A 25,379-nucleotide genomic window follows, 5' to 3' on the forward strand; every position below is an offset into this window, starting at 1 on the left:
AATATCCCATTTATCATTAATATCGATCATTTATATCATCTCAACAATTATATGCATATGCTATAAATCTTTTTATCATCGCTATCGTTATAATTTTTTCACATGTATAAAATTAGTCATTTTCTATATTCGTCTCAAAATAAAAGAAAAATTTAAACAGTTATAAAGAATAAGTATTTTACGGCAAGAAATTTATATAGTTAAAAAAATGAACCTAATTGATTTAAGAAAATTAATACTAAATAGCGGATTCACCTTAAAAGAATTACTTAAGATAAAGAGAAGCTTTATTATTCTACACAAGGATGATCCTGATATTTATGATAAATACAAAAGTAAAACAGATTGTTTCTGCCAGTACCTATTACTTATAGGTGAAGAAATAGCCATGCCGTTAATATATTCAACACTAATTAACTTATTTATAATATTAGGAATGCTTTTCAGTGGGAAAGCATATGGGATTCCATTAATGACCTTTGTTTATCTATCAATAACAACATCAGCTTTATTTTATTTCAGCTACTCTGTTAACTGTAATTTCATAACAGGATTAAAATTAGCAATATTTTATATTCGTTTTAAAATAAAAAATAAATTAAATCGTTGAAACAATTAATTAAATATGATAAAAATAACCATATAATTAAATAAAATCGAGTCTAAATAAATGAACCTAACTGACTTAAGAAAATTAACATTAAATAGTGGATTCACCTTAAAAGAATTGCTTAAGATAAAGAGAAACTTTATTACCTTATATAAAGATGAGCCTGATGTTTATGATAGATACCAAAACAAAACAGACTGTTTTTGTCATTATCTGTTACTTATAGCCGAAGAGGTCGCTATGCCATTGTTATTTTTTACTCCAATTTTCTTATTTATAATAACAGGTATGTTTTTCAGTGATATGGCATATGGAATTCCATTAATGTTTTCAATTTACTTATTTATTTCAATCTCATCTTTTTTTTATTACAGTTTTTCCGTTAGGTGTAATTTAATCACAGGTTCAAAATTGCTAGTTTTCTATATTCGTTTTAAAATAAAAAATAAATTTCAATCGTCATGAAGTTTATATATGTCATCTATCAAAAGTTTGACTTTATATCCACTACTTAATACTTGAATGGTTAACATCGGCTTTGGTGTTAACTGCCATTTTCTGGCAAGATCCGAATTAATATATCTGAACAATTTCCCTGCCCCCGGTTTAACAGGATAACCCCCAGATATATTATTCTTAGATTTAACCGGTTTAAGCTTGAGCATCCCATACGTTCCATATAGACTTGCCACGAAATCAACTGAACTATAAGCAACATCAGCTACACCATCACCATAACCTAAAGCATGAGAGACATGTCTATATCCTTCCCTAACCCAGCCTATATCTTGATGCTCATAAAGAATCGGGCTAATAGATTCATAAAAGTTATTAACTCCATGAGCAGCCAAAACAACACCTACCGATTGAACTGTTCTAGATTTTACAAGTCTCCCTGAATTAAAAACTGCAAGACCAGCAAACATTTGAACACCACCAGCAACAACCCCACCGCCTATTTTTGCATATTTAACCACGCCGTGATCTTCAAATATATCGGTTACAATATATTTGGTATAATCCTTACGCCTTAAAACCTGATATTCTTTTTCCGTTACTTCATATTCATCTTTTACTTCATAAACCAATCTCTTTTTTTCATTTACATCAAATGTATTTTTAAACTCACGTGTTTTTATATTAACAAAATCATCAATTTCTTTTAAATATGACATTCTCAATTGGCTATCTTCTATAAAAAAGCTGGCAGCCAAATGTGCTTTACGCTTCAATAATGAAGCGTAATTATTTAAATCATAAGAAAGATGAGATATCCCTTTCATAAAAGCCTCAGTAAACGTTGTCTTCCCATATGCTATATGCACTGGTGCCGGACATAATATGTTCCCACGTTATTGATTTATACATCAAAGATAAACTCTCCTGTGGCTGACATTCATTATGCGTAGATGAATTTGGATAAAATCCATTCAATGCACATATATATGCGCCGGTAAGTTTTATCTTATAATAGAGCTCTAAACCACCTTTAGTTGATGTTCTGTAAAAATAAAAAATACATTGCAGCGATTCTTTATTCGTTATAGCCAATCCCAAAAGAGGAGAAGATTTATCTATTGGCTTTCTTATCTCAACCGGCTGATGGTTAACATGTTGACCTCTGGTTATATTAGAGGTCAATTCATAAACAAATATATGGTCTTCATGACCAAGCTGACATGTGTTACCAATAGAATCAACCGTTGAACATCCTTGTGATATCAAACCTTGCTTATCACCCCTAATTTCTAAATAGATTATATTCGCCATAGAAAACCATCAGTTAGTCAATATTTCAAAAGCATGAATATATATTATCTTGATAAGAAATATAATATAGATATTGGGTTCATTGCCAAAGAGTGTGATAAACCTCATAACAAGGAAAATTCAGATAATCATTTTGTGTTAAAAATAGAATATAACTCTGGTGAATATTCCATTTAAATCAAACCTGAACTCATTTTTAACCCAAAACAACTACGTATAATGAGAGTCATTGGCAATCAAATATTACGAGATCTATTTACTGAAATCTTTAAAATTATCATCCAAGAACAATGAACTCATATAAAAATGGCTATTTAAATAGCGTTTCATAATTCTGCTACACATAGCCTTATCCAACCCGTTGTTATACATGGAATTATGAGTGGTATAAGGTGTAGCGCTATTTTGGAATCTTATTTAACAATAAAGTATTATTGGGATAAATAATTCTTCTTTGATATTTAGATGTTGCAACATCAATATAAATAAGACTATCAACGCTTTCTTGCTATAAGCTAGATTTATTACTGATAATTTTTTCAACTTGTTAACGAGTAGCTTTTAAGCTTTATTATGCTCTGGCAGGAAAGAAAGTCGTTCTGCTGTTACTGAGTGGAGACAAACGAAAACAACAAACCGACATAAGCAAAGCAATCGAGTATTGGAGAGATTACCAATAGAGGAAACCATGAGTAGATCACGTAGTCACGATGAAGCAGTCATTGAAATGCTCCGTAAAGACCCTGAGTTCGCTGAAATATACCTTCACACTGCTTTTGAAGAACTTGATGAAGAGGACGGAGAAGCTGGCTTTTTACTAGCACTTCGCCATGTTGTTGAAGCACGTGGCGGTATGTCACTGGTCTCCGAACGAACTGGACTTTCACGCGAAACTTTATACCGAGCATTATCACCTAAAGGCAATCCCACACTGAAAACCATGAAGAAGGTTATTCATGCGACCGGTCTGACTTTCGCAGCTATTGCATAATAGGCAATAGCTCAAATCCCATCTCGTTTTCTCGGCGTTATCCTTTCCTAAATGATAACGCTTTTTCTCTCACCCCCTTACGGATGCGGGTTATCAAATTACCCTGATAATTAACACGGCAACACAATATTACTTTCAGCGAGTAGTCCCATATTGTTATACATAGCGCAAGCCGCATCCACCAAATGCATCGCCAACGCAGCACCGCTCCCCTCCCCCAAGCGCATGTCCAAATGTAGATAAGGTTCCAGTTGCAAATGCTGCAACGCGATAATGGAGCCTTTCTCTGCCGATAAATGCGAAGGGATCAGGTAATGACGTACATCAGGAGCAATTCGACAAGCGGCCAGCGCCGCCGCGTAAGAAGGGAATCCATCCAGAATCACCGGCAACCCGGCAGAGGCCGCGCCAAGCATTACGCCCGCCATACCCACCAAATCATAACCTCCAACCTTGGCCAATACATCAATGCTATCTCTGGCATCAGGCCGATTGATTTCAATCGCCTGTTGCACAACCGCCACTTTGTGATGCAAGCGTTCTCTGGGGAAGTTAGCCCCAACTCCTACAATCTGTTGTGGATCGTTGTCTGTCAAGACGCTGACCACAGCCGCCGCCGGTGTGGTATTCGCCATACCCAATTCCCCCACACCAAACAATTTCACGCCATTTGCAGCCTGTTCCAGCGTCAGGTGTGCGCTTGCCAGCAATAGATCTTCTGCTTGCTGGCGGCTCATCGCCGGTCCTTGAGCAATGTTGCCACTGCCACGCCCCATCTTCATGTTCACTAATCCCGGCACAGGATCACTGTCAATGCCCACATCCACAACTTTCACATCCGCGCCCGCATTCACCGCCAATACGCAAACACCGGTGATCCCTTTCATCATATTCTGCGCATGAATAGCCGTCGCCGACTTAGGCGATATGGTCACGCCTTCGTCATAAACCCCATGATCAGCAACCATCACGATAATCTGCTTACGATCAATATGATGGCCCGATAATCCCCGCATTCCGGCAAGCTGAATCGCCAGATATTCCAGACGTCCGAAGCTGCCTGTTGGTTTAACCAGCCCATTCAATCGAGTCTCAGTACGCGCCATCGCAACATTATCCAACGGCACAATAGCATTAATGATCGATGAAAATGTTTGCATGGTGTTATTTCCGTGTCTCAAGCGGCCAGTCACTCCGGTTATTAAATGTGCGCAAGGTAGTCAATCCATGTTGGATTTCCACTACACTGTACGTTCCCTGTTCAAAATGAAAGTGCCACATGGCAGCAGGCGGCATAGCCAGCAAACGCGCCAGCAACAAGCCCAATACCCCCTGATGAGCGACTAATAACAGATTATGCTGACTTTCTTGTATCAGCAGATGCTGAACCACATTTTCTATCCGGGCCGCAAATGCCGGAAAGGTTTCCCCTCCGGTCGGTGCTGCCTGTTGCCAATCCGCTAACCAAGCAGCCCAAGCTTCGGCGTCTTCATGTTGCAAATCGCGGTGATGGCGCATTTCCCATACGCCAAAATGCATCTCATTGAGTTGCGTATCAATGGTAGCTGACAGCGAATGACCGGCCAGAATAATCTCCGCAGTATGACGCGCCCGCCGTAATGTGCTGCTTATCGCTTGCGAAAATGTCACTGACGATAGATAGCGGGCAACTTGCCGAGCCTGATTTATCCCCGTTTCAGTCAACGCCACATCCGTCATACCACAGAAAACACCACTTAGATTCGCTTCCGTCTGACCGTGCCGAACCAAAAATAGTCGCATTGTTGTTACTCTACCTCAGATGTGTTTTAGAGCTGTTAATTCAAACTCGTTTTTTTAGATTGATAGGTGACAACCACTCCGACTCCCCTCCAAGGGAAAAAACTTATTTGAGAATGTTTTTTAACCGGCCAAACATTGCTTCTATAGGATAACGTTTTCTCAGAATGCCCTATCCTAATAGCGATAGCACCTTTTTCATCAGGTGAGCATAAAACGCTGCGAGCTATGTCACTGCTCATTCGCACAGATAAAGTATTTCTGTTTTACAATTCCAGCGTATCATATGTTTTTTAGGGGCATTTTGTTCCTTTTTGGTTTCACTACGCTTCCATTTTGGGTACAATTCTTTTATCAAGAGTGAACTAGAGGAAAGGCCAATGATTGGTAGTTTTAGGGATGGAAAAACAGGCTCATTGGCAAAGTTCTACTTTGACAACATTCGAGGAAGAGACATACCCGCTACTATCATAAATCCTTTACGTAGAAAGCTTTCTCTTCTGGAGGCCTCCACTACAGAGAAATCACTGTTTTCTCCTCGTAGTAATAACTATGAGCGCCTTTCAGGAAACTTAGATGGATGGTCTAGCATTCGTGTATCTATTCAATGGAGGCTCATTTTTCGCTGGCGTGATGGCCATGCTTATGATCTTTATCTTGATCCGCACAAATACTAAGGAGGCTTTATGGATACCAGAACAGCAGAACCTACCACTGTAGGTGAAATGTTGACTGAAGAGTTTTTGAAACCGTTGAAAATAACTCAACAACAGTTGGCGAATGCGATGGGTGTTTCTCGCAAGGTTATTGGCCAAATTGTGAATAATTCCCGTCGCCTATCCGTTGCAGAAGCCACACAATTAGCCGGTTTATTTGAAACGGATGAGGATTTTTGGATTAACCTTCAAGCAGCTCATGATCGCTGGGAAAGTCGCCAGATTTCCGCCCGTAAGCATTATGCACCTATTACTGTTATTCTCTCAGCCAGCTAATGATTAGCGTAAGATTAGGGAGTTGGACATTCTGTTAGGAGGTTACTCACAGTAGCGCCAGTAAAAACACCAACTCCCCGGCTTCCACTGATGCACCAAGGGTATCACCGGTCTGGCCGCCTAAACGGCGGTGCAGATACACCGCCAGCAACCCAATAATCAACAGCGTGATCGCCAATGCCAACACACCAGACCATCGCATCAGTAGAGCAATCAATATTGTCCCACCGAACAATGTCAACACTGTCTGACAACCGTTAACCCGCCCGATATAAAGGTTCCCTAACCCAACTCCTTCACGGGCACAACGCTGGCGGTACATTAACAAGATAATCGCGCTCCTGCCCGCCACTGACGCAGCAGTTAAAGCCATCAGCATAGAAGCGCCACGCAGAGATAATTCGCTCACCACCAGCACTTTCGCCAAAATAAGGAAGATCAACGCCAGTCCACCATTGGTTCCCAAACGGCTATCACGCATAATCTCTAGCATTTTTTCCCGTTTACGGGCAGAAAACACGCCATCACAGGTATCGGCTAAACCATCAAGATGAAGCGCCCCAGTTAACAACGCCAGCGCTAATACGTAACCCAGTGCCGCCAAGGGAGCGCCACACCAAGGAGTCAGCAAGGTAAAAACCGCCGCCGCAAGCATACCGACAATCAATCCAACCAATGGAAAACTCGCTATACCACGCACGTACTGATCTATTTCTAATCCCTGTGTCCAGCGCGATGGTACCGGAATGCGAGTCATAAATTGTAAGGTGGCAAGAAACAAGCGCAGATTCATTTAATTTTTACCTCAATTCCCGATACCATCAAAAATACTTCACTGGCAGCCGCCGCCAGCCGCTGGTTAACCCTTCCGGCAATATCGCGGAAATGTCGGGCCAGACGGTTCTCCGGCACAATGCCCATTCCCAGTTCGTTAGTAACCAGATATATCGGGGAAGTCATACAAGTACAAGCCGCCAGCAGATCGCTAATTTGCTGCTGAATTCCCACCTCCAATACCGCAAAATCCATTTGTTCAGGTGGTGTCTCTCCGGCTTGCTCAAATAATAGGTTGGTAATTAAGGTGGTGATACATTCTAAGATAACTGCTTCTCCCGGTCGGGTTTGCGTCGAGATAACCGCACCGAGATCGCGATAGCCCTCCCATATACGCCAATGAGCCGGACGACTTTCGCGGTGCAGTCGTATACGTTCAGCCATTTCACTGTCTGTCACTACGGCAGTGGCAATATACAACACCTGTTCACTTGCTTGTGCCGCCAGCCTCTCCGCCAGCACACTTTTACCACTACGCGCCCCGCCAGTGATCAAAATCACGGAGCCGAACCTTGTCGATGGGTTTTCATACACTGATAAATCCGTTCTATATCCAGATGTTCGCGCATGGCTTTCGCCAGAAGGTCAAACTGAGTCTGTTTGTAGTGGGTATAATCCAGTATTTCCCCTTGGTAAGCCGCCAATCCTCTGCGCTGACGCAAAGTATTAAGCAGAGCGCGGGTAAAATTAGCGCTATCAAACAAACCATGAATATAGCTGCCCATCACACTGCCCTGTCGATTAACCGCCCCATCACACCAATCACCGGACTGGCCGTTACGCTCGGTAATACAGGCAAACGGGGTTGCATCCGCTCCCAGTATCGATTTGCCCATATGAATTTCATAACCGCGAATAGGCTGATCGATACAGTCTGACAACAAGCCCGACAATGCTGACAAGCTCTTACCGTTTACCCTAGTCGTTACTTTTTCGTGGGCAAAACGAGTTTCCATATCCAGCAATCCAAGGCCCTGCATCTGTTCAATACCCGATTCCACGCCATCAATGATCCGTTTCCCCAACATTTGATAACCACCGCAGATACCGATAATAGGAACACCCGCCTGATGTGCTGTTAATAAGGCATCCGCTAACCCGTTCTGCCGCAGCCATTGCAAATCTCCCAACGTGTTTTTGCTGCCGGGCAAGATAATCAGATCTGACGGCTGCAACGCTGATGGTTGAGTTACATAACGCAAACGAACATCCGGTTGCACCGCCAGCGCGTTAAAGTCAGTAAAATTAGCAATATGGGGCAAACGAATCACAGCAATATCTAGCGCCTTTTCTGTCGCGCCATCATATTTGCCGGTTTGTAGCGCTACGCCGTCTTCATCTTCCAGATCAATATTCAACCAAGGCATCACGCCCAATACCGGCACGCCAGTTAAAGCTTCAATCTGTTCAATACCCGGCTGGAGCAAACTGACATCACCTCGGAATTTATTGATAATCACCCCTTTTACCCGCGCTTTCTCCTCCGGGCGTAGCAGTGCCAATGTGCCATAAATGGCCGCAAATACACCGCCGCGATCGATATCCGCTACCAATAACACTGGGGCATCTACCATCTCCGCCATCCCCATATTGACTATATCTCGATCTCGCAGGTTGATCTCCGCCGGACTGCCAGCCCCCTCCAACACAATGACGTCATATTCACGGGCCAAACTATGAAAAACCTCACAAATTTGTTGCTGTAAACTGGGTTTATATTGGTGATATTCCACCGCATTCATGCTACAGGCCACTTTTCCCATCAACACAACTTGAGCTTTACGCTCGCTGGTGGGTTTAAGCAATACCGGATTCATCCGCACATCAGGCTCGATACCCGCCGCCTCCGCCTGAAAAATCTGCGCCCTTCCCATCTCTTCACCGTTAATAGTGATACCAGAATTCAGCGCCATATTCTGTGATTTAAACGGTGCGCAGCGATAACCATCTTGAACAAAGATACGGCACAATCCCGCGACCAGTACACTTTTCCCAACATCAGATGCCGTACCCTGCAACATTAAAGACAAGCCCATCATGCTATCTCCTTTATATTGGTGTAGTAGAGCAAAAAGCGGCTCCTCAGTTTTATACCCGTCATCTTTCAAGTTGCCTCTTGTTCGCAATCACCCTTTATCTGATGGAAAGGGTTGACCCAGCGATCAAATGTATCCAATTAGTCAATATTCGCCGCCATTGCCAACCCAATGAATATTTTTTGCTGCCATAACCAGCACTTATTTCTCAGTATGCCACTGTTTATTCACTAAAATGGTGGAAAAATAAGGTAATTTCTGATCGGCGTCCACCTGATCTAAACGGCACCAGCACTGTTCACTTGGCAATGTCGCATCCGCCATTAATAGGGCATGTTCAAACAAATTCAAGCGGGCCAACAACGCACTCACAGTGGTAAAACGGTTATAAACTTTCATCAGCACCACGCAATCATGTGTTTGCAGCGCCTGTTCCAGCTCGGCTTCCGGCGCTGTACAAGACATTATCGCCATTGATTGCTGTTCCATCGCCAGTGGTAGTACGGTACGCGCGGCAATCGCAGCAAAAGAGGTGATACCTGGGACAATTTCTAGCCACTCCTGCCGACCAATTCGCGCCAGCAAAAAGACCCAAGTACTGAATAACATAGCATCACCCAACGTGATAAAACCCACTTGCTGCCCTTTTGCCACTTCATCTTGCAGTTGTTGCGCCACTTCATCCCATACCGCCTGTTTTTCTTCGCCATTACTGTTCATCGGAAAATGGCAGGTACGAATTTCCGTATGAGGCAACAGATATTCACGCACAATGGAGAGCGCCAGACTATCTCCTCCTTTACGTCCAGCGGGTGCATAAAGCACATCAAGGCGAGCAAGTATTCGAGCTGCACGTACGGTAACTAAATCACTGGCGCCCGGACCGACGCCTATAGCATAAAGTCTTCCATTCATCACACCACCTCCTGTTGTTCTGTCTGTAACGCGTCTGCCAGGTGTTGAACGAACATCTGGCGAATCAACGGATTTTCACCTAATCCCTGTAACCAAGATTGGGTTTTGATCCCAACAGCTTCCAGTTGAGAACGCCACGAATCCGGCTCGTCTGATGCCATGTCGTTAATCGCATGATCGCCGGCCACTATCATTAATGGCATCAAATGTACTTTACGCACCGCCTGATGCCGCAAGCGAATAATGATCTGGTCGATTTCCGGGTAGCTCTCCACCGCGCCAACCAACGCCGGGAAATTATGTGCGCTCATAAGATGATCAAGGCACGCATAGGCAGAAAAAGCATGATGGGTTGCGCCATGCCCCATAAACACTACGCGTTCATCCTCAGCTAATGGCGGCATCTGACTTTTCAGGGCAACAAGCAGTTGTTGATAATCGGCAAAGCTGTTAAGCAGCGGCGTACCCACCACTAAACGTTGGAAATGATCACTAAAGGTACGCACTTCACTGACAATCTTTTCATATTCGTCACCGTTGATGACATGAAGAGATTGAATAGCCACATCCTGGTAACCTTCTTTAACCAAACGCTCCAACGCCTGACGAGGGTTATCCACCTGTAAACCATCACGTTTTTTTAATTTACGGATGATCATTTCTGAGGTGAACGCGCGATATAGATCGCGATCACGGTAAGCCGCTGCCAGTTGTTGTTCACAGACATCAATATTCTTTTGTCGGGTTTGATGATAGCTGGTACCAAAGCTGATGATTAATAGTGCTTTTTTCATTTTATTGCCCTCATTATTCCTGCCAACCGGCAAGGTGTTGGACAAACTCATCCAGCGAACTAATCTGCTCTCCGTCATCCCCTTGTAAGGTCCGTGTAGGACGGCACACCACAATACAGGGAATATTAAGCGCCAGACAGGGAGCGACCTTCTGCTGATATCCCCCCTCGGCCCCGGACTCTTTTGTGATCACCACATCAGGGTGACAAAATTCATACACTGCGTGATTGAATTCAGCCGTAAATGGCCCACGCAACGCGATAATGTGATCAACCCCCAATCCTAACGCTTCACACTGAATCAACACCTCGGCGGTCGGCAATACCCGTACCAACAACGTTTTTCCCGGTAGTAAACGCTGATATAGCTCCAGTTGCTTACTACCGGTGGTGAGCAAGATCCGTTGCCCTAATGTCCGGGCAACATCGCAAGCCGCCTCTATACTATTCACTTTGTGCAACAGTGGATGGCTCAATAAGTCAATTTCACTGGGCCGCTGATAACGAGTAAGCCGCAGTGACAAACGACGACAAGCTGTCATCACGTTTCGGCTTAGTGCATCTGCGTAAGGATGGGAAGCATCAATCACCCAACGTACCTTATGCCGATCAAAGTAATCCACCATCGCCTCGGCATCCATTCGCCCCACCACTACATCTCCCCGAATATCACCCGCCAGTTGTCTCCCTGCATCAGTCGCAACAGAGAGCCGATAACGTGCCCCTGCTGCGTCTAGTGCCTGACAGAGCAACCGGGCATCACTGGTTCCGCCAAAAACATGGATAGCCGGATGGCTCATAATTCATACCCCCGCGGCGTGATCATCAATCCGTCACGGCAATAGGTCGTTTGATTGCCAACGATCACCAAACTGGTCATATCCACTGGAGAGAAATCCATCTCGCCAAACGTGGTAATCCATTTATCCTGTTTTTTACGTCCCGCCGCTTTTACTACGCCAACCGGCGTCTGTGCTGCTTTCCACGGCCGCATAAGTTCAAATGCTTTGGCAAGATGCCCTTCCCGGCCACGGCTACGTGGGTTATAGAAGCAAATAACAAAATCCGCTTGCGCGGCGGCAATAACACGTTTCTCAATCATCGGCCACGGTGTTAGCAGATCACTTAAACTGATATGACAAAAATCATGCATCAATGGCGCGCCCAACAACGACGCCGCGGCAATACTGGCGGTGATCCCGGCGACCAACCTAACTTCAAGATCACATTGTTGCTGGCAAACCAATTCCAGCACTAAACCCGCCATGCCATAAATTCCCGCATCACCACTGCTGATCAAAGCAACTTTACGGCCGGACAACGCCAGATCGATCGCTCTCTGGCAGCGTTCAATCTCCTTGCACATCCCGGTCTTAATCACTTCTTTATCCATCGTCAGATGTTTAACTAAATGGGTGTAGGTTTTATAGCCGACAATAATTTCAGCTTCGCGGATCGCCTCAATGGCCTCCTGCGTCATCATGGATTCATTGCCTGGTCCAATACCGATTACCGTTAACATGATTGTGATACCCCCAAAGTGATAGTGACGCCCTGCTGACGCAAGGTCCGACCAACCAATTTTCCTTCGCTCATCAACCAGGCGACAGGTTGTGAAACACTGCCAATTCCTATCGTCTGGCGGACAAAATCGGAAGCAGGAAAGCGTTGCTCATGAAGACTTAATTCATTAACACTGAACAACTCAAACGGTACACGCCAACGCTGTGCAAGTTGATTCAGCGCCGGTTCATCCTTTTTAATGACAACACTGCCGATGGCCCGCAACGCCATCAGATCGAAATGGTTTTCCGCCATCTGTTGCTGCAATAGCTCAATCACTGTTTGCAATGGCGTATCCCGGCGACAACCAATCCCGGCCACCACTCGTTTCGGCACCAGTTTGTAAACCGGCAGAGACAATCCCGGTAGAGACAATTCCGGCAACGAATCTCGCAATGTGATACACACTAGCGCATCCAGTTCAGGCAATTCCTCCAGACTCGCTGCCGGGATAAAACCCCGGGTATCACACTGCTCACGTTCGTTAATTAGTGGCTCATCCCACCACAACCCCACTTTTTGGCCACTGACCAGCATTTGATTTATCACCTTCACCACGTGGCGAAAATCCTGCATATCAGCATCTAATTGAGTGGCAAGGGTGTCTAACGCCGCCATCCCGTTAACATCCGTAGCTGTCGTGATCACCGGATCAGCCCCCAATAACGCCGCCAAATGGTGAGTCAACGCGTTAGCCCCACCCACATGACCGGATAAAAGGCTGATAACATGCTGCCCTCTTTCATCAATCACCACCACCGCAGGATCATGCATTTTGTCGTTTATGATTGGCGCAAGCATGCGTACCGTGATGCCAAGCGCCACCACCACTACCAACGCCGAATAGTGTTTAAATGCCTCGCGCAACGTGTCGCCAAAGCTGCCATTAAAAGGCATAAACCCCGGCTCCAACAACTTTTCGCTGGTAAAACAGGTCAGAGGAAGATGAGCTTTTAACCGATGTACCAGTCTGACCCCTCCCGGCGTCAGACAGAACACCGCAATCGATTCATGCCCGGCGATATTCATGGCTAAACCCCGCATCGTAAAGCTTGGAATAGTGGTACTCTTCTCCCAAAAAAGCACCGACCAGAATCAAAGCGGTTTTACGAATACCCGCGGCCTGCACCTTTTCAGCGATATCAGCCAACGTACCGCGCACGGTTAAGCTTTCATCCCAGGTCGCTTTGTATATCACCGCAACCGGCGTAGTCGCCGGATAGCCGCCGGCTTGAAGACGCGCAGCCACATGCCTCATTTTCTGTACAGAAAGATAAATCGCCATTGACGTTTGATGAGCGGCGAAGGACTCCAATTGTTCGAGCGGCGGCACCGGTGTACGCCCTTCAATCCGGGTAATGATCAAGCTTTGCGCCACTTCCGGCACGGTGTACTCCACTCCTAATTGCGCTGCTGCCCCAAGGAAAGCACTGACACCGGGTATCGAGACAAAACTAATGCCCGCATCGGTCAAAGCTTCCCCTTGTTCGCGTATAGAACCGTACAACGAGAGATCGCCGGTTTGCAGTCGCACCACCAGCTTACCCGCACGTACACCCTCAACCATCAGCGCAACAATCTGTTCCAGCGTCAGACCGGCGCTATCATGGCACTCAGCCTCTGGCGGGCAATAATCCAACAGTTCGGTATTAATCAATGAACCAGCATAAATCACCACCTGTGCCTGTTGCAGCAAACGGTAGCCTTTTAAGGTGATCAACTCCTTATCACCCGGTCCGGCCCCGACAAACCACACTTTTCTGGGATCAAAATATTCAGACATCGATCTTCTCCTTGTAACAGGAAATCAGATAAGTCGGATTATTCGGTTTGAAATAGTGACCCGTACCCAAGGTCGCTAGAGTAGATGCTTGTAGCTGTATGCACTCCAATTGACTGATCTGACAGGTCCGCAAATGTTCCAGTGCATCATTCAGGTTATTCAGCAAAATGAAAGTCAGTACCAGACGGCCACCGGGGTGCATGTGATCCAGCGCCCAGTCGATCAAAGCGGTCAATTGCCCGCCACTTCCGCCAATAAACACCGCATCGGCCATAACATCCAATGCTAACGGGGCTTCTCCAGCAATGATCTCCACATTATGACAACCTAGCCGCTGACGATTCTCCCCAATCAAGGCTAGTGCCGCCGGGTTGCGTTCAATAGCAGTAACAGTCAGCTCCGGGAAGCGTAACGCCGCCTCTAATGCCACACTGCCTGTACCTGCTCCCACATCAATCAATTGGCTGGCATCACTGAGTTCCAGCCGCTCCAGAGCCAATGCACGTACAGGTTCTTTAGTCATTGGCACTTTCTGTCCGCGTAAAAATTCATCATCTCTCATTTAGGATCACCACCACATTCATGTCATAGTCAGTCGCCACCGCTTCCGGCCGCAGACGGTGAATACGCTCATTAGGCAAAGAGAGGTTTTCACCAATAATCAATGTACGGCTCAGGCCACGCTCAATAATGGCCTCCGCAATTGCCCGCGGGCCGACGCGCCCATCAGTTACCATGCCTACTTTGTCGTGTTGCAGAAGCCAGCCAAAATCCGGGGCTCGCCCGTGACTGCTGGTTAGATAGATATCGTTCATATCCAGTGCAGCTTTGGCACACAGATACTGAATTGAACTGATACCCGGAATGATGCGCAGATCATCTGCGGCAAAATATTCAGACAATAATTTGCCAATGCCATATAACAGCGGATCACCAGACGCTAAGACCACAATCCGGCGTGTACTGTTGTTCTGTAGCCAAACAAGCAAACTCGCCAGATCAGCATCCAGTACACGGGTTTCATGGGTGATACCGCTAAATATCTCCAAGTGACGTCTACCACCGACCAACACCTCCGCCTCAGTGATATAGTGCTGTGCCTGAGGTATCAGATACGCAGTATCGCCGGGACCAATTCCCACTACGGTGATCATCGCATTGCCTCCAAAATGTCATTCAATGGGCGACTGGTGCCAAGTATCTGATTATCAAAAGAGAACATGATGGCATCACAGCACGGTGGGTTAACCGCAAAACGCAACATCTCACGCATGCGTTCACAAATGCGTTCAGCAATACGGTCATAAACCGCTTGCAAGCCGTGTTCTGCAATCAGCTCCATTGCCGCTTCCGTGGTATCGCAGCGACTCACTTCCAATAACAGTTCCTGCGACGCCCCCATCAATGCCAAATAAGCAATCAACGTTTCCATGCGGCCATCAGCAATATGGCTGTGGGTATGGAAAATTCCCGCGGCCACTTTCACCAGTTTGCCGGGATGCCCCACCAACATAATATGGCGGAACCCAAGCCGTACCGCTTCCTGCAACATGTAACCAACGAAGTTACTCATGGTCACTACTAGCTGACCATCGAGTCCCAATTGTTCACGCACAAAACGCTCACCGTGATTGCCCGGCACCAGAATGACCTTTTCAGCACCCGCCGAACGTTTCATTTCCAGTTCTATCGCCAACGAACGTTTCCAACTCTCTTCCGACATTGGCGTAACGATACCGGTGGTGCCAATGATGGAAATGCCGCCTAATATCCCCAATCGCCCGTTGTAAGTTTTCTTTGCCCGCTCTTCACCTTCCGGTGCGAAAATTTCCACCTCCGCGCCTCGTAACGGACCAATGGCCTCCCGTACCGCGGCCTCAATGGTTTGACGCGGTGTACGATTAATCGCAGAGCTACCTACCGGTAATCCGACGCCTTTGCGGGTAACCGTCCCCACACCTTCCCCACCACGCAGATGGATCTCACCGTGATCGCATAGAGTGACACGGGCAAAAATCAGCATGCCATGCGTCGCATCTACATCGTCGCCACCATCTTTACGAATAGCAGCCGTCGCCTGCTGGCCTTCAATCAGCGGCTGTTCAACATTAAGACGTAATGTCACACCGGAAGGGGTAACAATAGAAACATGATCAATAACTTGCTGACGCAGCACCATTAATGCGGCAACCTTAGCGGCTGCGGTGGCACAGGAACCGGTGGTATAACCTTTGCGATACTGTTTACCGTTATGCCAGATGGTGTCTAGTTGCATGGTGTTTAATTGAACAGTATCACTCATGGCGCCTCCCGCAATCGGTACAGAATGGCGTTGATAATCGCCGCCGCGATATTACTTCCCCCTTTACGGCCTGAGGCGGCGATACAAGGCAGTTCACTTTGCATCAACGCGGCTTTCGATTCCGCCGCACCGACAAAACCGACAGGCACTCCAACCACCGCCAATGGCGAAGCCTGCCTTTCCAGCAAACGGAACAGCGCGGTTGGAGCGTTACCGAACACGAAGATTTTGTCGCCTTTTTCAGCCAGTGCGACATCTACCGCGGCCATAGAACGCGTAATACCCTGCGCTTTCGCCATCGCAACTACGCGCGGATCACTGATATAGCAGCGGCATTCACACCCCATCTGATGTAACAGTGCTTTATTAATACCGGACTGAGCCATCGTAGTATCGGTATATAAGATGCATCCCTGACGCAATGCCTCAGTCATGCGGGCCAGCACACCCGGCGAGAACCATAAAATATCCAACCAGTCAAAATCTGCGGTGGTATGGATCACCCGTTTAATTACCGCTTCTTGCATCTCATCAACAAAACGATAATCGGGGCGTTCGCTGGCAATAATATCGCCAATGATTGCAAAGCTATTCTGTTCAATTTGCTGAGGTTTCTGGAGGTAGTTCATATTGTTTGCCCTTTTCTAAGCCATTCCGACCAACAGTAAACGCAACAGCGCAAACAACAGTAAGGCCAGTTGCGAAGCTATCATCATCAAATAGATACTGCGCGGGATATCCATCAGCGAGATTTCACGGCGTTCATCACCAATCCAGGGTTTATCTACTCGTTCACCAAAATAACAATTCGGACCACCAAGGCGGATACCCAACGCTCCCGCAACCGTCGCTTCCGGCCAGCCACAGTTAGGGCTGGCATGCTGATAACGATCACGCCAGCCAATACGCAGTGCCTGGCGAAAATCAAGCCGGATGAACCAGGCTGCCGCACTCAATAACAGCCAACTCAACCGCGCCGGTAACCAATTCGCCAGATCATCCATGCGAGCAGAAACATACCCAATAGCGCGGTATTCCTGGGTTTTATACCCCACCATTGAATCAAGGGTGTTAACCGCTTTATAAGCCATTGCCAACGGCGCGCCACCAATCATCAAAAAAAACAGCGGAGCAATAACCCCATCAACGCTGTTTTCCGCCACCGTTTCCACTACTGCGCGCGTGATTTGCGGTGCATCCAGTTGAGAAGTATCTCGCCCGACAATCCGTGACAATTGCTGGCGACTCTCATCCAAAGAGCCATGCCTCAATACGCTATGCACCTCTAGCGCGGTGTCACTCAGACAACGGCCAGCCAACAGGGTATAAATCATCCACACTTCGACCAGCCAGCCGATCCAAGGATGAATGGAGTACATCAGCCACAAGCATCCCCAACTCACCAACCAGGTCAGCCCAACAACCACTATCCATAGCCCTGCTCCACCAACTTTCAATGCACGTTCACTGTGACAACAGCGCCGAACCGCCCGTTGTACCAGTGAAATCAGCTTACCAATCCAACGCACTGGATGAGGCCAATGTGGCGGATCACCTAACCAGCTATCGAGTAAGAAAGCAGCAAACCAGGCAGCAAGCGTCACAGCAACCTCCTTGCAGACCTCAACCAGCGATCAAGCAGAGTAGGACGCTGAGCAAAATGGATATGTAGATAACTGGCTAGCGTCTGCTGTACCTGATAGCCTCCGGCCCATTGCTGTATTGCCATCCCGTCACGCCATTTAGTACAGTCAAAGACGGAAGGCACTGAGCTGATAAAATCAGAATAATGAAACTCGTGGCCCCGTAAAATCTCACCTTCTGCGGCCAGCAAAGTGTCAAAACGGGCCTGCGCCTGACAGTAACCAAAGCGCATCAGCCGCGTACCCATATGGCTTTCCCCCGGCAGAATACCGGCCATCTGGTGGCTCGCCCCCTCACCGTCGGTCAACGATTTGCCAAGGTACATCAGGCCACCACATTCAGCATAAATGGGAACTTGACGATAATGAGCATCCTGTAAAGCTTCCCGCATGGCACTATTGGCAGCCAACTTAGCGGCATAGATTTCAGGATAACCACCACCGAGATAAATCATCTGACAATCGGGTAAACGGCGATCATGCAGTGGACTAAAACGGTGAATACGTACTCCCACCCGTTCCAACATCTCCAGATTATCTGGGTAATAAAAATTAAAGGCTTCATCATCTGCCAACGCTAACGTCAAGCCATCAGCCAATGCCGGATTAGGCAATAATGGCACCTCGCCTTCTGGTAAAGCAGGACAGTCACAAAGCGCCAACAGACGATCAAGATTGATATACATCTCCACCTGTTGAGCCAACCGCTGCCAGCGAGCATCATTGTCAATCTGCTCTTGGGCAGGAATCAGGCCAAGATGACGAGACGGTAATGACACATCCTTCATCACGGGTAAACGCCCTAACACCGGAACACCACAATAATGTTCAATCGCGTGACGAATAAGTTCGAAATGATTTTCAGAATTGACGCGGTTAACAATGACACCCGCAATCGTTAGAGAGGGATCAAAACGACAAAAACCCAGAACAGTCGCGGCAACAGAAGTAGATACAGCCTTACCGTCTACCAACAAAATCACCGGACATCCCAACTGTTTAGCCATTGCAGCGCTACTACAATAGTTTGGGTTAGTACCATAACCATCATACAACCCCATCACACCTTCAATGACTGCCACATCAGCATGACGCATATGCTCATTATAAAGACCATTAAGAGTCGCGGGCGGCAGCATAAATGCATCAAGATTACGAGATGCTACGCCACACACAGAGCTGTGCCAGCCGCTGTCCAGATAATCCGGCCCCACTTTAAACGGCTGGACAGCCAACCCTCTCAACATCAATGCCCGCAAAATGCCAAGGGTAACCGTAGTCTTACCACAGCCACTACCGGTACCGGCGATAACAAATGCCTTCCTGCCTGACCATTGCATAGAAAATTCCCGATATATCGATCGGAGAATGAGCGCCAATAAGACGTGCCAATACTGCGCACACCACTCGGATGACAACCCGCTTCCCACCGAAGGAGTTAATGTCTCATGCCTGTCAGGTCGGTCTTCTGGCTTAGCGTCACCCTTCCCCGCAACCTTCCCAGTCTTTCCGACCAGTGGCATCAGCGGAGTTGTCAGCATCACAGCAGCGGGGGCTGCGGAGGATTTCCACCTCCTTCCCAACCACACCATTAAGGTGTGGTATTAACCCAACGGCGGTCTATTTATTTTTAACGTGGTCTACTTTTCAAGTTATTAAATCATTAGATAACTAATGATATATATTCACTTTTACCATAATAACCTTATTAAATTCGTTGAATTAAAATGTAGATTAAATATATTTTTCCACACCAATAAAGCGGATAATTTTATTATTTTCGGCGATAAACTTATACGCTTTATAATAAAAATCACCGTTAATCTGGTGATAATGATGGTAACAACACCGCAATAGATTAATCATTGATCATAATCAACTATCTATTCATATCACATAAGCTTATGATGTTTCTTATCGTAAAATCACTGCTTACATCATCTATATAACCACAAATCACAATGAGAACTACCTATGTTATTAGATACCTCCATACCTCGTATTCTCGGCGCCTGTTTTTATTACTCACCGAAATCAGAACAAGTGCGCCCGCTAATTCCATTACTTGCCGATATTAATAAATTATTTCCTTGGCCAAATAACTGTAAAATAGAGAACCTGACAAAACAGATCGCCACCTTCTCAGCCGAATCTCTACAATATGACTACTCTATCCTGTTCGAAGGACAAGGTGTTATGCCAGCACCACCTTGGGGATCGGTCTATCTGGACAGAGAAAACGCGTTATCAGGTGAAAGCACTCTAGCTTACCGGGAATTTCTGGCAAAACAGAATATCGTCATGTCCAGTGAACAACGGGAACCCGAAGATCAATTTGGTCTGATGCTGCTGGCCTTAGTTTATATCTTAGAACAAGGACATAAACCTGCCGCACGCACACTACTGGAACAACATTTACTGCCGTGGGCCTACCGCTATCTGGAATTGGTTCAGACAACTAAACTGGAAAATGATTTTTATTCCATCTTAGCAACTATGACTATTGACTATTTAAAAACATTGCAAACTGAATTGAAACTTATTCCAGCAAGACCAAAATTATTTCGCTAACACTTTTATTATTCCACAACAAACGCTCCGGGTGATAAATTTAGTAACAACTAATAAATAGAAATTCTCCCGGAGTTCAACTCTCATTGAATCAATTCATCCTTTATAACAACGAATTTATACCAGAAAAATCTTTATAACCCGTTCTCGTTCCATTGAACGTTATAGCTCTATCGCAGTATATAAAACTATTTGGCTGATTTTTATGTTATTTATTATTGGCTATGGATAACTGGCATCCAATAGAATGATTTTATGCGCTAAAAAAACTGTCTATTAATTCATAAATTAATAAACATTAAATACTCATATAGAGGATTTATTAAAGTTCTAAAAACACTTAGCGATAATTTTTTCTTCATTGAATGTCTGTTTCCATTACATGGAAAGATTAAAAATGTAAACAACATGAGGTAAAAACATGAGAAAAACCTTTTTAGCTACACTTATTACAGGGATTATGTCAACAAGCTGTTACGTACAAGCACTTCCCGAAAATAACAGCGAGAATATTGCTAATCTACAAGACAATACCCGCAATGAAGCTCCATTATTAAAATCTACCGATCCGGGCGCTGAGAGATTTAAGCATGTGGGAAAACTGAGCGGTCGTGGACTATGTACCGCGACACTTATTGCCGGTTCAGAAACCCCTGACGCCAATCAACAAGCCCTTATTCTCTCCGCAGGCCATTGTTTTGACTCTTCATTAGATACCAATGAAGTAATAATTGATCAACCTGTAGGCCCTGGTTGGACATACACACCAAATTACTTTATTGACTTAATTAACGAACACCAACCTGTTGATATTGATAGAGTTTTATACGCGACAATGAAAGGCGGCGACCTTGCAGTTTTCAGACTTAAAGCAACTTATGGCGAGTTGGCGAATCGCGGAATACTGCCGGTGACTTTACAAAAAGATTATGAACCATCGGTAAATCAGCCGATTGAACTTGCCCATATTCCGGCCAATGGCATAGCGGGTAATAAACGCTATCTACGCTATTCGGCTTGCTCCATTACTGGAAAAACCCCTCTTGTGTATGAAGGTATATGGGCTTGGTCTCCGGTCGTTTCTGTTGATTGCGCCGGTGTTTCGGGAGGAACTTCTGGTTCACCGGTTATATTGAAAGATAAACCCCAGATAATTGGCGTATTAAATACCACTGTCGATCAAAATTACACGGGTTGCGGTGTTAATCGGCCTTGTGAGTTGGTTAAGGATAAAGGTTTTTCACGTGAAGGTGACAGTTATTACATTCCTGTTGATAAAATTGCACGTGCATTTACCCCTGATGGAAAACTGGATTTAAGTAAATTTGATGATGGAAAAGGGATCACTATTAACGCTGGCGGCCCACTAATTACCAAGAGCACAGTTAACAACAAACCTGCCACCTGGAATTTACATCTTGAGGAGCAGGGTTTTGATAATATTCGCTATAAAGGAGGACTTGCGGGTAATACTGATTGTTCAGATCCTAAAGGATACAGCAAACCTATTCCAGTCACGACACAACCGTTGGATAAACTTACCGTTCCTGCCAAAGAAGGAGTTTACGCAATGTGTGTCATTGGACAACATTCTGCAAATAAAAACTGGCAGAGTACGTCTAACGCATCAATAAAATTACGTGAAATTGATAACACGCCTCCGACAATAAAACCAACAACAAGATTAGTTTTTGAAACAGAGGATAGTTGGATTGTTGATCCTATTTTCAACCCCTATGAAATTGTTGACTTACGTATAAAGTCAGGACCATTAAAATCCACAAAATGCGACGATGACACAGGTTACTCTATTTATAGAAGAATCCCGATTTCTCTTAAAAAGAAAGATTCCCCAGTACGCTTTTGTGTATATGGCTTAGATCAAGCGGGTAACAGAAGCCCAATATTTTTTAATGATTTCAAAGTTAAAAAATAAATCTTTAAAACTGGCCAGCATTTGCTGGCCTTTTTTATTCTCACTTATAAATATAAAATCAATTAAAACTTCTCGATTTCTCTCAAGTCCAATGTGATAAACATCACCTCTAATCATATTAAAACAACAAACATATAGGTGATACTTTTTTTATAATTTATGAAATTATTTTAAAGTTAGACAAAACCTGTTTGTTATTATTTACATAATAAACCACATCTATAAAAGACATATTCACCAACATTCCACCAGATTACATCCTGATATATATCAGGAATCTAATCTTAAAAAAAACAATTCAACAGATAAAAATATGAATTATACTTATAATTATCGTTACGATATCAATAACGTTCAACAACACTTGCTTAAGTGCAAATAAAATAACGTTTAATGTGATGGCATGTTGAATAATTTCATCATAAGGAGTTTATTAATATGATCACTTTGAAAACTTTAATTGGTACAGCTATTGTGATTTTAACTTCGTCAACACAATTAGCTTTAGCTGCTGAGACAAAAGAGAACATTACCGATCAGGAGGCAACATTAGAAATTTCAGAAGGTAAAATTTCCAATCTATCAGCTACATATGCACTACAAATTAAAAACTCATCCGCGACAAAGAGTATTACCCTTGTTACGCAATCATCTAATTGCATGTACGATAGTGGAGACAAAAAAATACGTTTAGAGGCAGGCCAAACCTATCTGGGAAATCTAAAAGATAATAATAATTGGGTAGATGGATGTACAAATGAAACTAAAACTGTCGATTGGAGTGTCAGTTATATTAATGTTGCCAATATAGATACAGAAAATTGCACACTAACATTTAGGCATGGTTGTGGTCATGCAAATTCAGATGGATCTGGCCCAGAATGGTATACATTGATTAAAGGGTGTCCTGATATAGTTGAAAATGCCATCTGCGGAGGCCAGATTTGTTATAATAGTCAAGCTTTTTGGGTAAGAAACCGAAGTGTGAATATAGAACTTTTGGTTAAATAAATTTGGATGTGTTAGTTGAAATTTAATCTAAAAATTGAGAGTTTCCTGTTTTGATGTGGTTACCAAATCCTATACAAAATTTCAGGTAACTCTCCAATTCATTTAGCTATAACAAATCTCCAGAATTAGAATATGCAAAGCAGCAAAAGACGGTGACTGATACATATTATAGCCAATCCATTTTCATCATGATTGGGGAAGACATGTGTTTTGCCAACATGTGTGATCTATTTCGACCATTTTTAGGTTGTTTTATAAACAAAGGCAGATTGTAATTAAACCAATCACAGTATTGTTCCCCATAATCGTCATTCTGGTCATTTATTAATACACGAATATAGCCAGTTTTTACCCTTTCTATCCCCATTTAATGCCCTGGCATACGGCTTCGACACGATTTGTTGTTAATTTATGAATTCTATAAAACCTTGGTTTGACGGAAACGGTGACTAAAGCTAACAACGCGGTACCGGGCAGCCGGAAAGTGAACGGGAAATCGTTGACCGGGGATGTCAGTTTGAGTGCCGGGGATGTGGGGGCATGCTGGGCACATAGTGGTGCTATTTCGATTGGCGGCGGGGGAACATGGACAACAAAGGAGTTTGCGCAATGGCTAAAAAGCCAAGGGGCTTTTAATCATCCATATTGGATGTGCAAAGGATCCTGGTCATATGCTTCAAATCGCACAATCAATGACACAGGCTGCGGTAATATTTGTTTAGCCGGTGCTGTTGTTGAAGTCATGGGTGTAGACGGTATAACAACAATTCGCGTTACAACACCAACAACTACTGATAATAATGGTATCCCCAATGCACAATTTACATATATTAATCATGGAGAGCCTTACTCTCCGGGCTGGAGGAGGGACTATAACACAAAAAATAAGCCCACTACTGGGGATGTGGGAGCGTATCCAAAATCTGGTGGTGTTGTAAATGGAAATGTAGACGCAACTGGATATATTTCCGGTAAAGGGGTATATGAAGCTCCAGGTGTTCGGGTATACAGTTCAATGAATAAACCTTCTCCGGGAGAACTAGGTGCATATACCACAATAGAAGTAGATAACCGCGTTAATGCAAAAGGCAATAAAAACATAGCCAGTAAAGCTGTCAACGGTTGGTGGAAATGTGGGGATACTGGGATGATTTATCAATGGGGAATAACTCGAGTTTTAGAGCCGCAAGAAATTATCGTAGTTCAGCTACCAGTTAGATTTTCTAATGTATGTGTGAGTGTAATGTTGACAGTGAATCGACTAGGATCCGGTGATGGTATAGCTAATGGTTACGCCGCTGTTTTAAGTCCATCTTCATTCAAATTGACTAACGACTATGCTAATACTGGTATTAGTGTAGGTTATTATTGGTTCGCAGTGGGGTATTAATTATGTATTATTACAGTGCAACAACTAACGCATTTTATCCGATCGAATGGAAACAAGACTATATCAATGCCGGTTCATTTCCAAACGATGCGGTGAAAGTCGATGACGCTGTTTTCATTGAGTTTGCTGGCAGCATTCCCCCAGAGGGTAAATACCGAATAGCAGGTAAAAATGGTTTACCGGAGTGGGCGGATATCCCTCCACCCACAAAAGAAGAATTGCAGCAACAGGCTAAACTTCAAAAGCAGCAATTAATAGCCGAAGCAACAAACCAAATCGCACCATTACAAGATGCTATGGATCTAAATATGGCAAACGATGAGGAAAAAGCACAGTTAGTAGCTTGGAAAAAATACCAAATATCACTGAGCCGTATTGATGTTACATCAGCACCAGACATTAACTGGCCTAAAAAGCCATAGTTATATGTATTTTGATATCGGGCTGCATAAGCAGCCCK

28 protein-coding genes and 1 riboswitch are annotated in these 25,379 nt (G+C 44.6%); of the genes, 9 read left to right on the forward strand and 19 right to left on the reverse strand.

The genetic code is table 11. The annotated features are described in order from the left end of the window. Window positions 1-208: 208 nt before the first annotated feature. Complete coding sequence (locus C6H66_RS06250; protein ID WP_105395107.1) at window positions 209-610, forward strand: hypothetical protein; 402 nt, start codon at window positions 209-211, stop codon at window positions 608-610. Between the two features lie 452 nt (window positions 611-1,062). On the opposite strand, the gene C6H66_RS06260 is transcribed toward C6H66_RS06250, so the two are convergent. Together C6H66_RS06260 and C6H66_RS06265 are read right to left on the reverse strand one after the other, a co-directional pair. Then, window positions 1,063-1,893, reverse strand: a complete 831-nt coding sequence (locus C6H66_RS06260) for a DUF4225 domain-containing protein (protein ID WP_105395109.1) — start codon at window positions 1,891-1,893, stop codon at window positions 1,063-1,065. A 7-nt stretch (window positions 1,894-1,900) separates the two neighbouring features. Next, entirely contained in the window at window positions 1,901-2,380 is a 480-nt protein-coding gene (locus C6H66_RS06265) for an Hcp family type VI secretion system effector (RefSeq protein ID WP_036777364.1), read from the reverse strand. 688 nt (window positions 2,381-3,068) lie between these two features. On the opposite strand from C6H66_RS06265, the gene C6H66_RS06270 reads away from it, so the two are divergent. Next, the gene (locus tag C6H66_RS06270) at window positions 3,069-3,371 is read left to right on the forward strand and encodes an addiction module antidote protein (RefSeq protein ID WP_105395110.1); all 303 of its coding nucleotides are present in this window, start codon (window positions 3,069-3,071) and stop codon (window positions 3,369-3,371) included. Window positions 3,372-3,481: 110 nt separating this feature from the next. Here the strand turns inward: C6H66_RS06270 and cobT are convergent, their stop codons facing one another. Both cobT and C6H66_RS06280 read right to left on the reverse strand, forming a co-directional pair. Next, window positions 3,482-4,531, reverse strand: a complete 1,050-nt coding sequence (gene cobT / locus C6H66_RS06275; protein ID WP_105395111.1) for a nicotinate-nucleotide--dimethylbenzimidazole phosphoribosyltransferase — start codon at window positions 4,529-4,531, stop codon at window positions 3,482-3,484. A 4-nt stretch (window positions 4,532-4,535) separates the two neighbouring features. Beyond that, entirely contained in the window at window positions 4,536-5,153 is a 618-nt protein-coding gene (locus C6H66_RS06280) for an adenosylcobalamin/alpha-ribazole phosphatase (protein WP_105395112.1), read from the reverse strand. Between the two features lie 377 nt (window positions 5,154-5,530). On the opposite strand from C6H66_RS06280, the gene C6H66_RS06285 reads away from it, so the two are divergent. After that, the gene (locus tag C6H66_RS06285) at window positions 5,531-5,827 is read left to right on the forward strand and encodes a type II toxin-antitoxin system RelE/ParE family toxin (protein ID WP_040149074.1); all 297 of its coding nucleotides are present in this window, start codon (window positions 5,531-5,533) and stop codon (window positions 5,825-5,827) included. A 9-nt stretch (window positions 5,828-5,836) separates the two neighbouring features. Continuing rightward, window positions 5,837-6,142, forward strand: coding sequence for a HigA family addiction module antitoxin (locus tag C6H66_RS06290; RefSeq protein WP_105395113.1), 306 nt, complete (start codon window positions 5,837-5,839; stop codon window positions 6,140-6,142). A gap of 46 nt (window positions 6,143-6,188) precedes the next feature. On the opposite strand, the gene cobS is transcribed toward C6H66_RS06290, so the two are convergent. The 15 genes from cobS to C6H66_RS06365 all read right to left on the reverse strand — a co-directional run bounded on the left by cobS (window position 6,189) and on the right by C6H66_RS06365 (window position 19,351). Continuing rightward, window positions 6,189-6,935 (reverse strand): adenosylcobinamide-GDP ribazoletransferase, encoded by a 747-nt coding sequence (cobS, locus tag C6H66_RS06295; RefSeq protein WP_105395114.1) that lies wholly within the window; start codon window positions 6,933-6,935, stop codon window positions 6,189-6,191. Further along, on the reverse strand, window positions 6,932-7,477 hold the full coding sequence (gene cobU / locus C6H66_RS06300) for a bifunctional adenosylcobinamide kinase/adenosylcobinamide-phosphate guanylyltransferase (RefSeq protein ID WP_105395115.1): 546 nt from the start codon (window positions 7,475-7,477) through the stop codon (window positions 6,932-6,934). Before cobU ends, cobS begins: the two co-directional genes overlap by 4 nt. Beyond that, a complete protein-coding gene (locus C6H66_RS06305; RefSeq protein WP_105395133.1) occupies window positions 7,474-9,012 on the reverse strand; it encodes a cobyric acid synthase in 1,539 nt (512 codons plus the stop codon). Before C6H66_RS06305 ends, cobU begins: the two co-directional genes overlap by 4 nt. A 201-nt stretch (window positions 9,013-9,213) precedes the next feature. Then, window positions 9,214-9,927, reverse strand: coding sequence for a cobalt-factor II C(20)-methyltransferase (locus tag C6H66_RS06310; protein WP_046394969.1), 714 nt, complete (start codon window positions 9,925-9,927; stop codon window positions 9,214-9,216). Then, window positions 9,927-10,721 carry a sirohydrochlorin cobaltochelatase gene (gene cbiK / locus C6H66_RS06315; protein ID WP_105395116.1) on the reverse strand — a complete coding sequence of 265 codons (795 nt, stop codon included), beginning with the start codon at window positions 10,719-10,721 and terminating at the stop codon, window positions 9,927-9,929. Before cbiK ends, C6H66_RS06310 begins: the two co-directional genes overlap by 1 nt. A gap of 13 nt (window positions 10,722-10,734) precedes the next feature. Continuing rightward, window positions 10,735-11,520 (reverse strand): cobalt-precorrin-6A reductase, encoded by a 786-nt coding sequence (locus C6H66_RS06320; protein WP_105395117.1) that lies wholly within the window; start codon window positions 11,518-11,520, stop codon window positions 10,735-10,737. Next, on the reverse strand, window positions 11,517-12,242 hold the full coding sequence (locus tag C6H66_RS06325) for a precorrin-3B C(17)-methyltransferase (protein ID WP_036777387.1): 726 nt from the start codon (window positions 12,240-12,242) through the stop codon (window positions 11,517-11,519). The genes C6H66_RS06320 and C6H66_RS06325 overlap by 4 nt, the downstream gene beginning before the upstream one ends. Continuing rightward, a complete protein-coding gene (gene cbiG, locus C6H66_RS06330; RefSeq protein ID WP_105395118.1) occupies window positions 12,236-13,312 on the reverse strand; it encodes a cobalt-precorrin 5A hydrolase in 1,077 nt (358 codons plus the stop codon). Before cbiG ends, C6H66_RS06325 begins: the two co-directional genes overlap by 7 nt. Continuing rightward, window positions 13,293-14,066 carry a cobalt-precorrin-4 methyltransferase gene (locus tag C6H66_RS06335; protein ID WP_105395119.1) on the reverse strand — a complete coding sequence of 258 codons (774 nt, stop codon included), beginning with the start codon at window positions 14,064-14,066 and terminating at the stop codon, window positions 13,293-13,295. Before C6H66_RS06335 ends, cbiG begins: the two co-directional genes overlap by 20 nt. After that, window positions 14,059-14,628 (reverse strand): decarboxylating cobalt-precorrin-6B (C(15))-methyltransferase, encoded by a 570-nt coding sequence (locus C6H66_RS06340; RefSeq protein WP_036777392.1) that lies wholly within the window; start codon window positions 14,626-14,628, stop codon window positions 14,059-14,061. Before C6H66_RS06340 ends, C6H66_RS06335 begins: the two co-directional genes overlap by 8 nt. Next, entirely contained in the window at window positions 14,618-15,220 is a 603-nt protein-coding gene (locus C6H66_RS06345; RefSeq protein ID WP_105395120.1) for a cobalt-precorrin-7 (C(5))-methyltransferase, read from the reverse strand. The genes C6H66_RS06340 and C6H66_RS06345 overlap by 11 nt, the downstream gene beginning before the upstream one ends. Next, entirely contained in the window at window positions 15,217-16,368 is a 1,152-nt protein-coding gene (cbiD, locus tag C6H66_RS06350) for a cobalt-precorrin-5B (C(1))-methyltransferase CbiD (protein ID WP_105395121.1), read from the reverse strand. Before cbiD ends, C6H66_RS06345 begins: the two co-directional genes overlap by 4 nt. Continuing rightward, window positions 16,365-16,997 (reverse strand): cobalt-precorrin-8 methylmutase, encoded by a 633-nt coding sequence (locus C6H66_RS06355; protein ID WP_105395122.1) that lies wholly within the window; start codon window positions 16,995-16,997, stop codon window positions 16,365-16,367. The genes cbiD and C6H66_RS06355 overlap by 4 nt, the downstream gene beginning before the upstream one ends. 15 nt (window positions 16,998-17,012) lie before the next feature. Next, window positions 17,013-17,972 (reverse strand): adenosylcobinamide-phosphate synthase CbiB, encoded by a 960-nt coding sequence (cbiB, locus tag C6H66_RS06360; RefSeq protein ID WP_065388740.1) that lies wholly within the window; start codon window positions 17,970-17,972, stop codon window positions 17,013-17,015. Further along, complete coding sequence (locus C6H66_RS06365) at window positions 17,969-19,351, reverse strand: cobyrinic acid a,c-diamide synthase CobB (protein WP_105395123.1); 1,383 nt, start codon at window positions 19,349-19,351, stop codon at window positions 17,969-17,971. Before C6H66_RS06365 ends, cbiB begins: the two co-directional genes overlap by 4 nt. Before the next feature lie 101 nt (window positions 19,352-19,452). Beyond that, window positions 19,453-19,639: riboswitch (cobalamin riboswitch) on the reverse strand. A gap of 346 nt (window positions 19,640-19,985) precedes the next feature. Between C6H66_RS06365 and dmsD the strand changes: the two genes are divergently transcribed. From dmsD to C6H66_RS06395, 5 genes are all read left to right on the forward strand, one after another. Next, entirely contained in the window at window positions 19,986-20,582 is a 597-nt protein-coding gene (gene dmsD / locus C6H66_RS06370) for a Tat proofreading chaperone DmsD (protein ID WP_105395124.1), read from the forward strand. A 421-nt stretch (window positions 20,583-21,003) separates the two neighbouring features. Next, window positions 21,004-22,518, forward strand: coding sequence for a trypsin-like serine peptidase (locus C6H66_RS06375; protein ID WP_105395125.1), 1,515 nt, complete (start codon window positions 21,004-21,006; stop codon window positions 22,516-22,518). 438 nt (window positions 22,519-22,956) lie between these two features. Next, window positions 22,957-23,529 carry a hypothetical protein gene (locus C6H66_RS06380; RefSeq protein WP_105395126.1) on the forward strand — a complete coding sequence of 191 codons (573 nt, stop codon included), beginning with the start codon at window positions 22,957-22,959 and terminating at the stop codon, window positions 23,527-23,529. Window positions 23,530-23,974: 445 nt separating this feature from the next. Further along, the gene (locus C6H66_RS06390) at window positions 23,975-24,919 is read left to right on the forward strand and encodes a gp53-like domain-containing protein (protein ID WP_105395128.1); all 945 of its coding nucleotides are present in this window, start codon (window positions 23,975-23,977) and stop codon (window positions 24,917-24,919) included. Window positions 24,920-24,921: 2 nt separating this feature from the next. After that, entirely contained in the window at window positions 24,922-25,341 is a 420-nt protein-coding gene (locus C6H66_RS06395; protein WP_105395129.1) for a tail fiber assembly protein, read from the forward strand. Window positions 25,342-25,379: the final 38 nt, after the last annotated feature.

This window comes from Photorhabdus hindustanensis (assembly GCF_002968995.1).
GTDB classification, from domain to species: Bacteria; Pseudomonadota; Gammaproteobacteria; order Enterobacterales; family Enterobacteriaceae; genus Photorhabdus; species Photorhabdus akhurstii.

Coding starts and splice junctions, on each gene's coding strand:
- C6H66_RS06250 (WP_105395107.1), top strand. CDS start 209: ATGAACCTAATTGATTTAAGAAAATTAATACTAAATAGCGGATTCACC.
- C6H66_RS06260 (WP_105395109.1), bottom strand. CDS start 1,893: ATGAAAGGGATATCTCATCTTTCTTATGATTTAAATAATTACGCTTCA.
- C6H66_RS06265 (WP_036777364.1), bottom strand. CDS start 2,380: ATGGCGAATATAATCTATTTAGAAATTAGGGGTGATAAGCAAGGTTTG.
- C6H66_RS06270 (WP_105395110.1), top strand. CDS start 3,069: ATGAGTAGATCACGTAGTCACGATGAAGCAGTCATTGAAATGCTCCGT.
- cobT (WP_105395111.1), bottom strand. CDS start 4,531: ATGCAAACATTTTCATCGATCATTAATGCTATTGTGCCGTTGGATAAT.
- C6H66_RS06280 (WP_105395112.1), bottom strand. CDS start 5,153: ATGCGACTATTTTTGGTTCGGCACGGTCAGACGGAAGCGAATCTAAGT.
- C6H66_RS06285 (WP_040149074.1), top strand. CDS start 5,531: ATGATTGGTAGTTTTAGGGATGGAAAAACAGGCTCATTGGCAAAGTTC.
- C6H66_RS06290 (WP_105395113.1), top strand. CDS start 5,837: ATGGATACCAGAACAGCAGAACCTACCACTGTAGGTGAAATGTTGACT.
- cobS (WP_105395114.1), bottom strand. CDS start 6,935: ATGAATCTGCGCTTGTTTCTTGCCACCTTACAATTTATGACTCGCATT.
- C6H66_RS06305 (WP_105395133.1), bottom strand. CDS start 9,012: ATGGGCTTGTCTTTAATGTTGCAGGGTACGGCATCTGATGTTGGGAAA.
- C6H66_RS06310 (WP_046394969.1), bottom strand. CDS start 9,927: ATGAATGGAAGACTTTATGCTATAGGCGTCGGTCCGGGCGCCAGTGAT.
- cbiK (WP_105395116.1), bottom strand. CDS start 10,721: ATGAAAAAAGCACTATTAATCATCAGCTTTGGTACCAGCTATCATCAA.
- C6H66_RS06320 (WP_105395117.1), bottom strand. CDS start 11,520: ATGAGCCATCCGGCTATCCATGTTTTTGGCGGAACCAGTGATGCCCGG.
- C6H66_RS06325 (WP_036777387.1), bottom strand. CDS start 12,242: ATGTTAACGGTAATCGGTATTGGACCAGGCAATGAATCCATGATGACG.
- cbiG (WP_105395118.1), bottom strand. CDS start 13,312: ATGAATATCGCCGGGCATGAATCGATTGCGGTGTTCTGTCTGACGCCG.
- C6H66_RS06335 (WP_105395119.1), bottom strand. CDS start 14,066: ATGTCTGAATATTTTGATCCCAGAAAAGTGTGGTTTGTCGGGGCCGGA.
- C6H66_RS06340 (WP_036777392.1), bottom strand. CDS start 14,628: ATGAGAGATGATGAATTTTTACGCGGACAGAAAGTGCCAATGACTAAA.
- C6H66_RS06345 (WP_105395120.1), bottom strand. CDS start 15,220: ATGATCACCGTAGTGGGAATTGGTCCCGGCGATACTGCGTATCTGATA.
- cbiD (WP_105395121.1), bottom strand. CDS start 16,368: ATGAGTGATACTGTTCAATTAAACACCATGCAACTAGACACCATCTGG.
- C6H66_RS06355 (WP_105395122.1), bottom strand. CDS start 16,997: ATGAACTACCTCCAGAAACCTCAGCAAATTGAACAGAATAGCTTTGCA.
- C6H66_RS06365 (WP_105395123.1), bottom strand. CDS start 19,351: ATGCAATGGTCAGGCAGGAAGGCATTTGTTATCGCCGGTACCGGTAGT.
- dmsD (WP_105395124.1), top strand. CDS start 19,986: ATGTTATTAGATACCTCCATACCTCGTATTCTCGGCGCCTGTTTTTAT.
- C6H66_RS06375 (WP_105395125.1), top strand. CDS start 21,004: ATGAGAAAAACCTTTTTAGCTACACTTATTACAGGGATTATGTCAACA.
- C6H66_RS06380 (WP_105395126.1), top strand. CDS start 22,957: ATGATCACTTTGAAAACTTTAATTGGTACAGCTATTGTGATTTTAACT.
- C6H66_RS06395 (WP_105395129.1), top strand. CDS start 24,922: ATGTATTATTACAGTGCAACAACTAACGCATTTTATCCGATCGAATGG.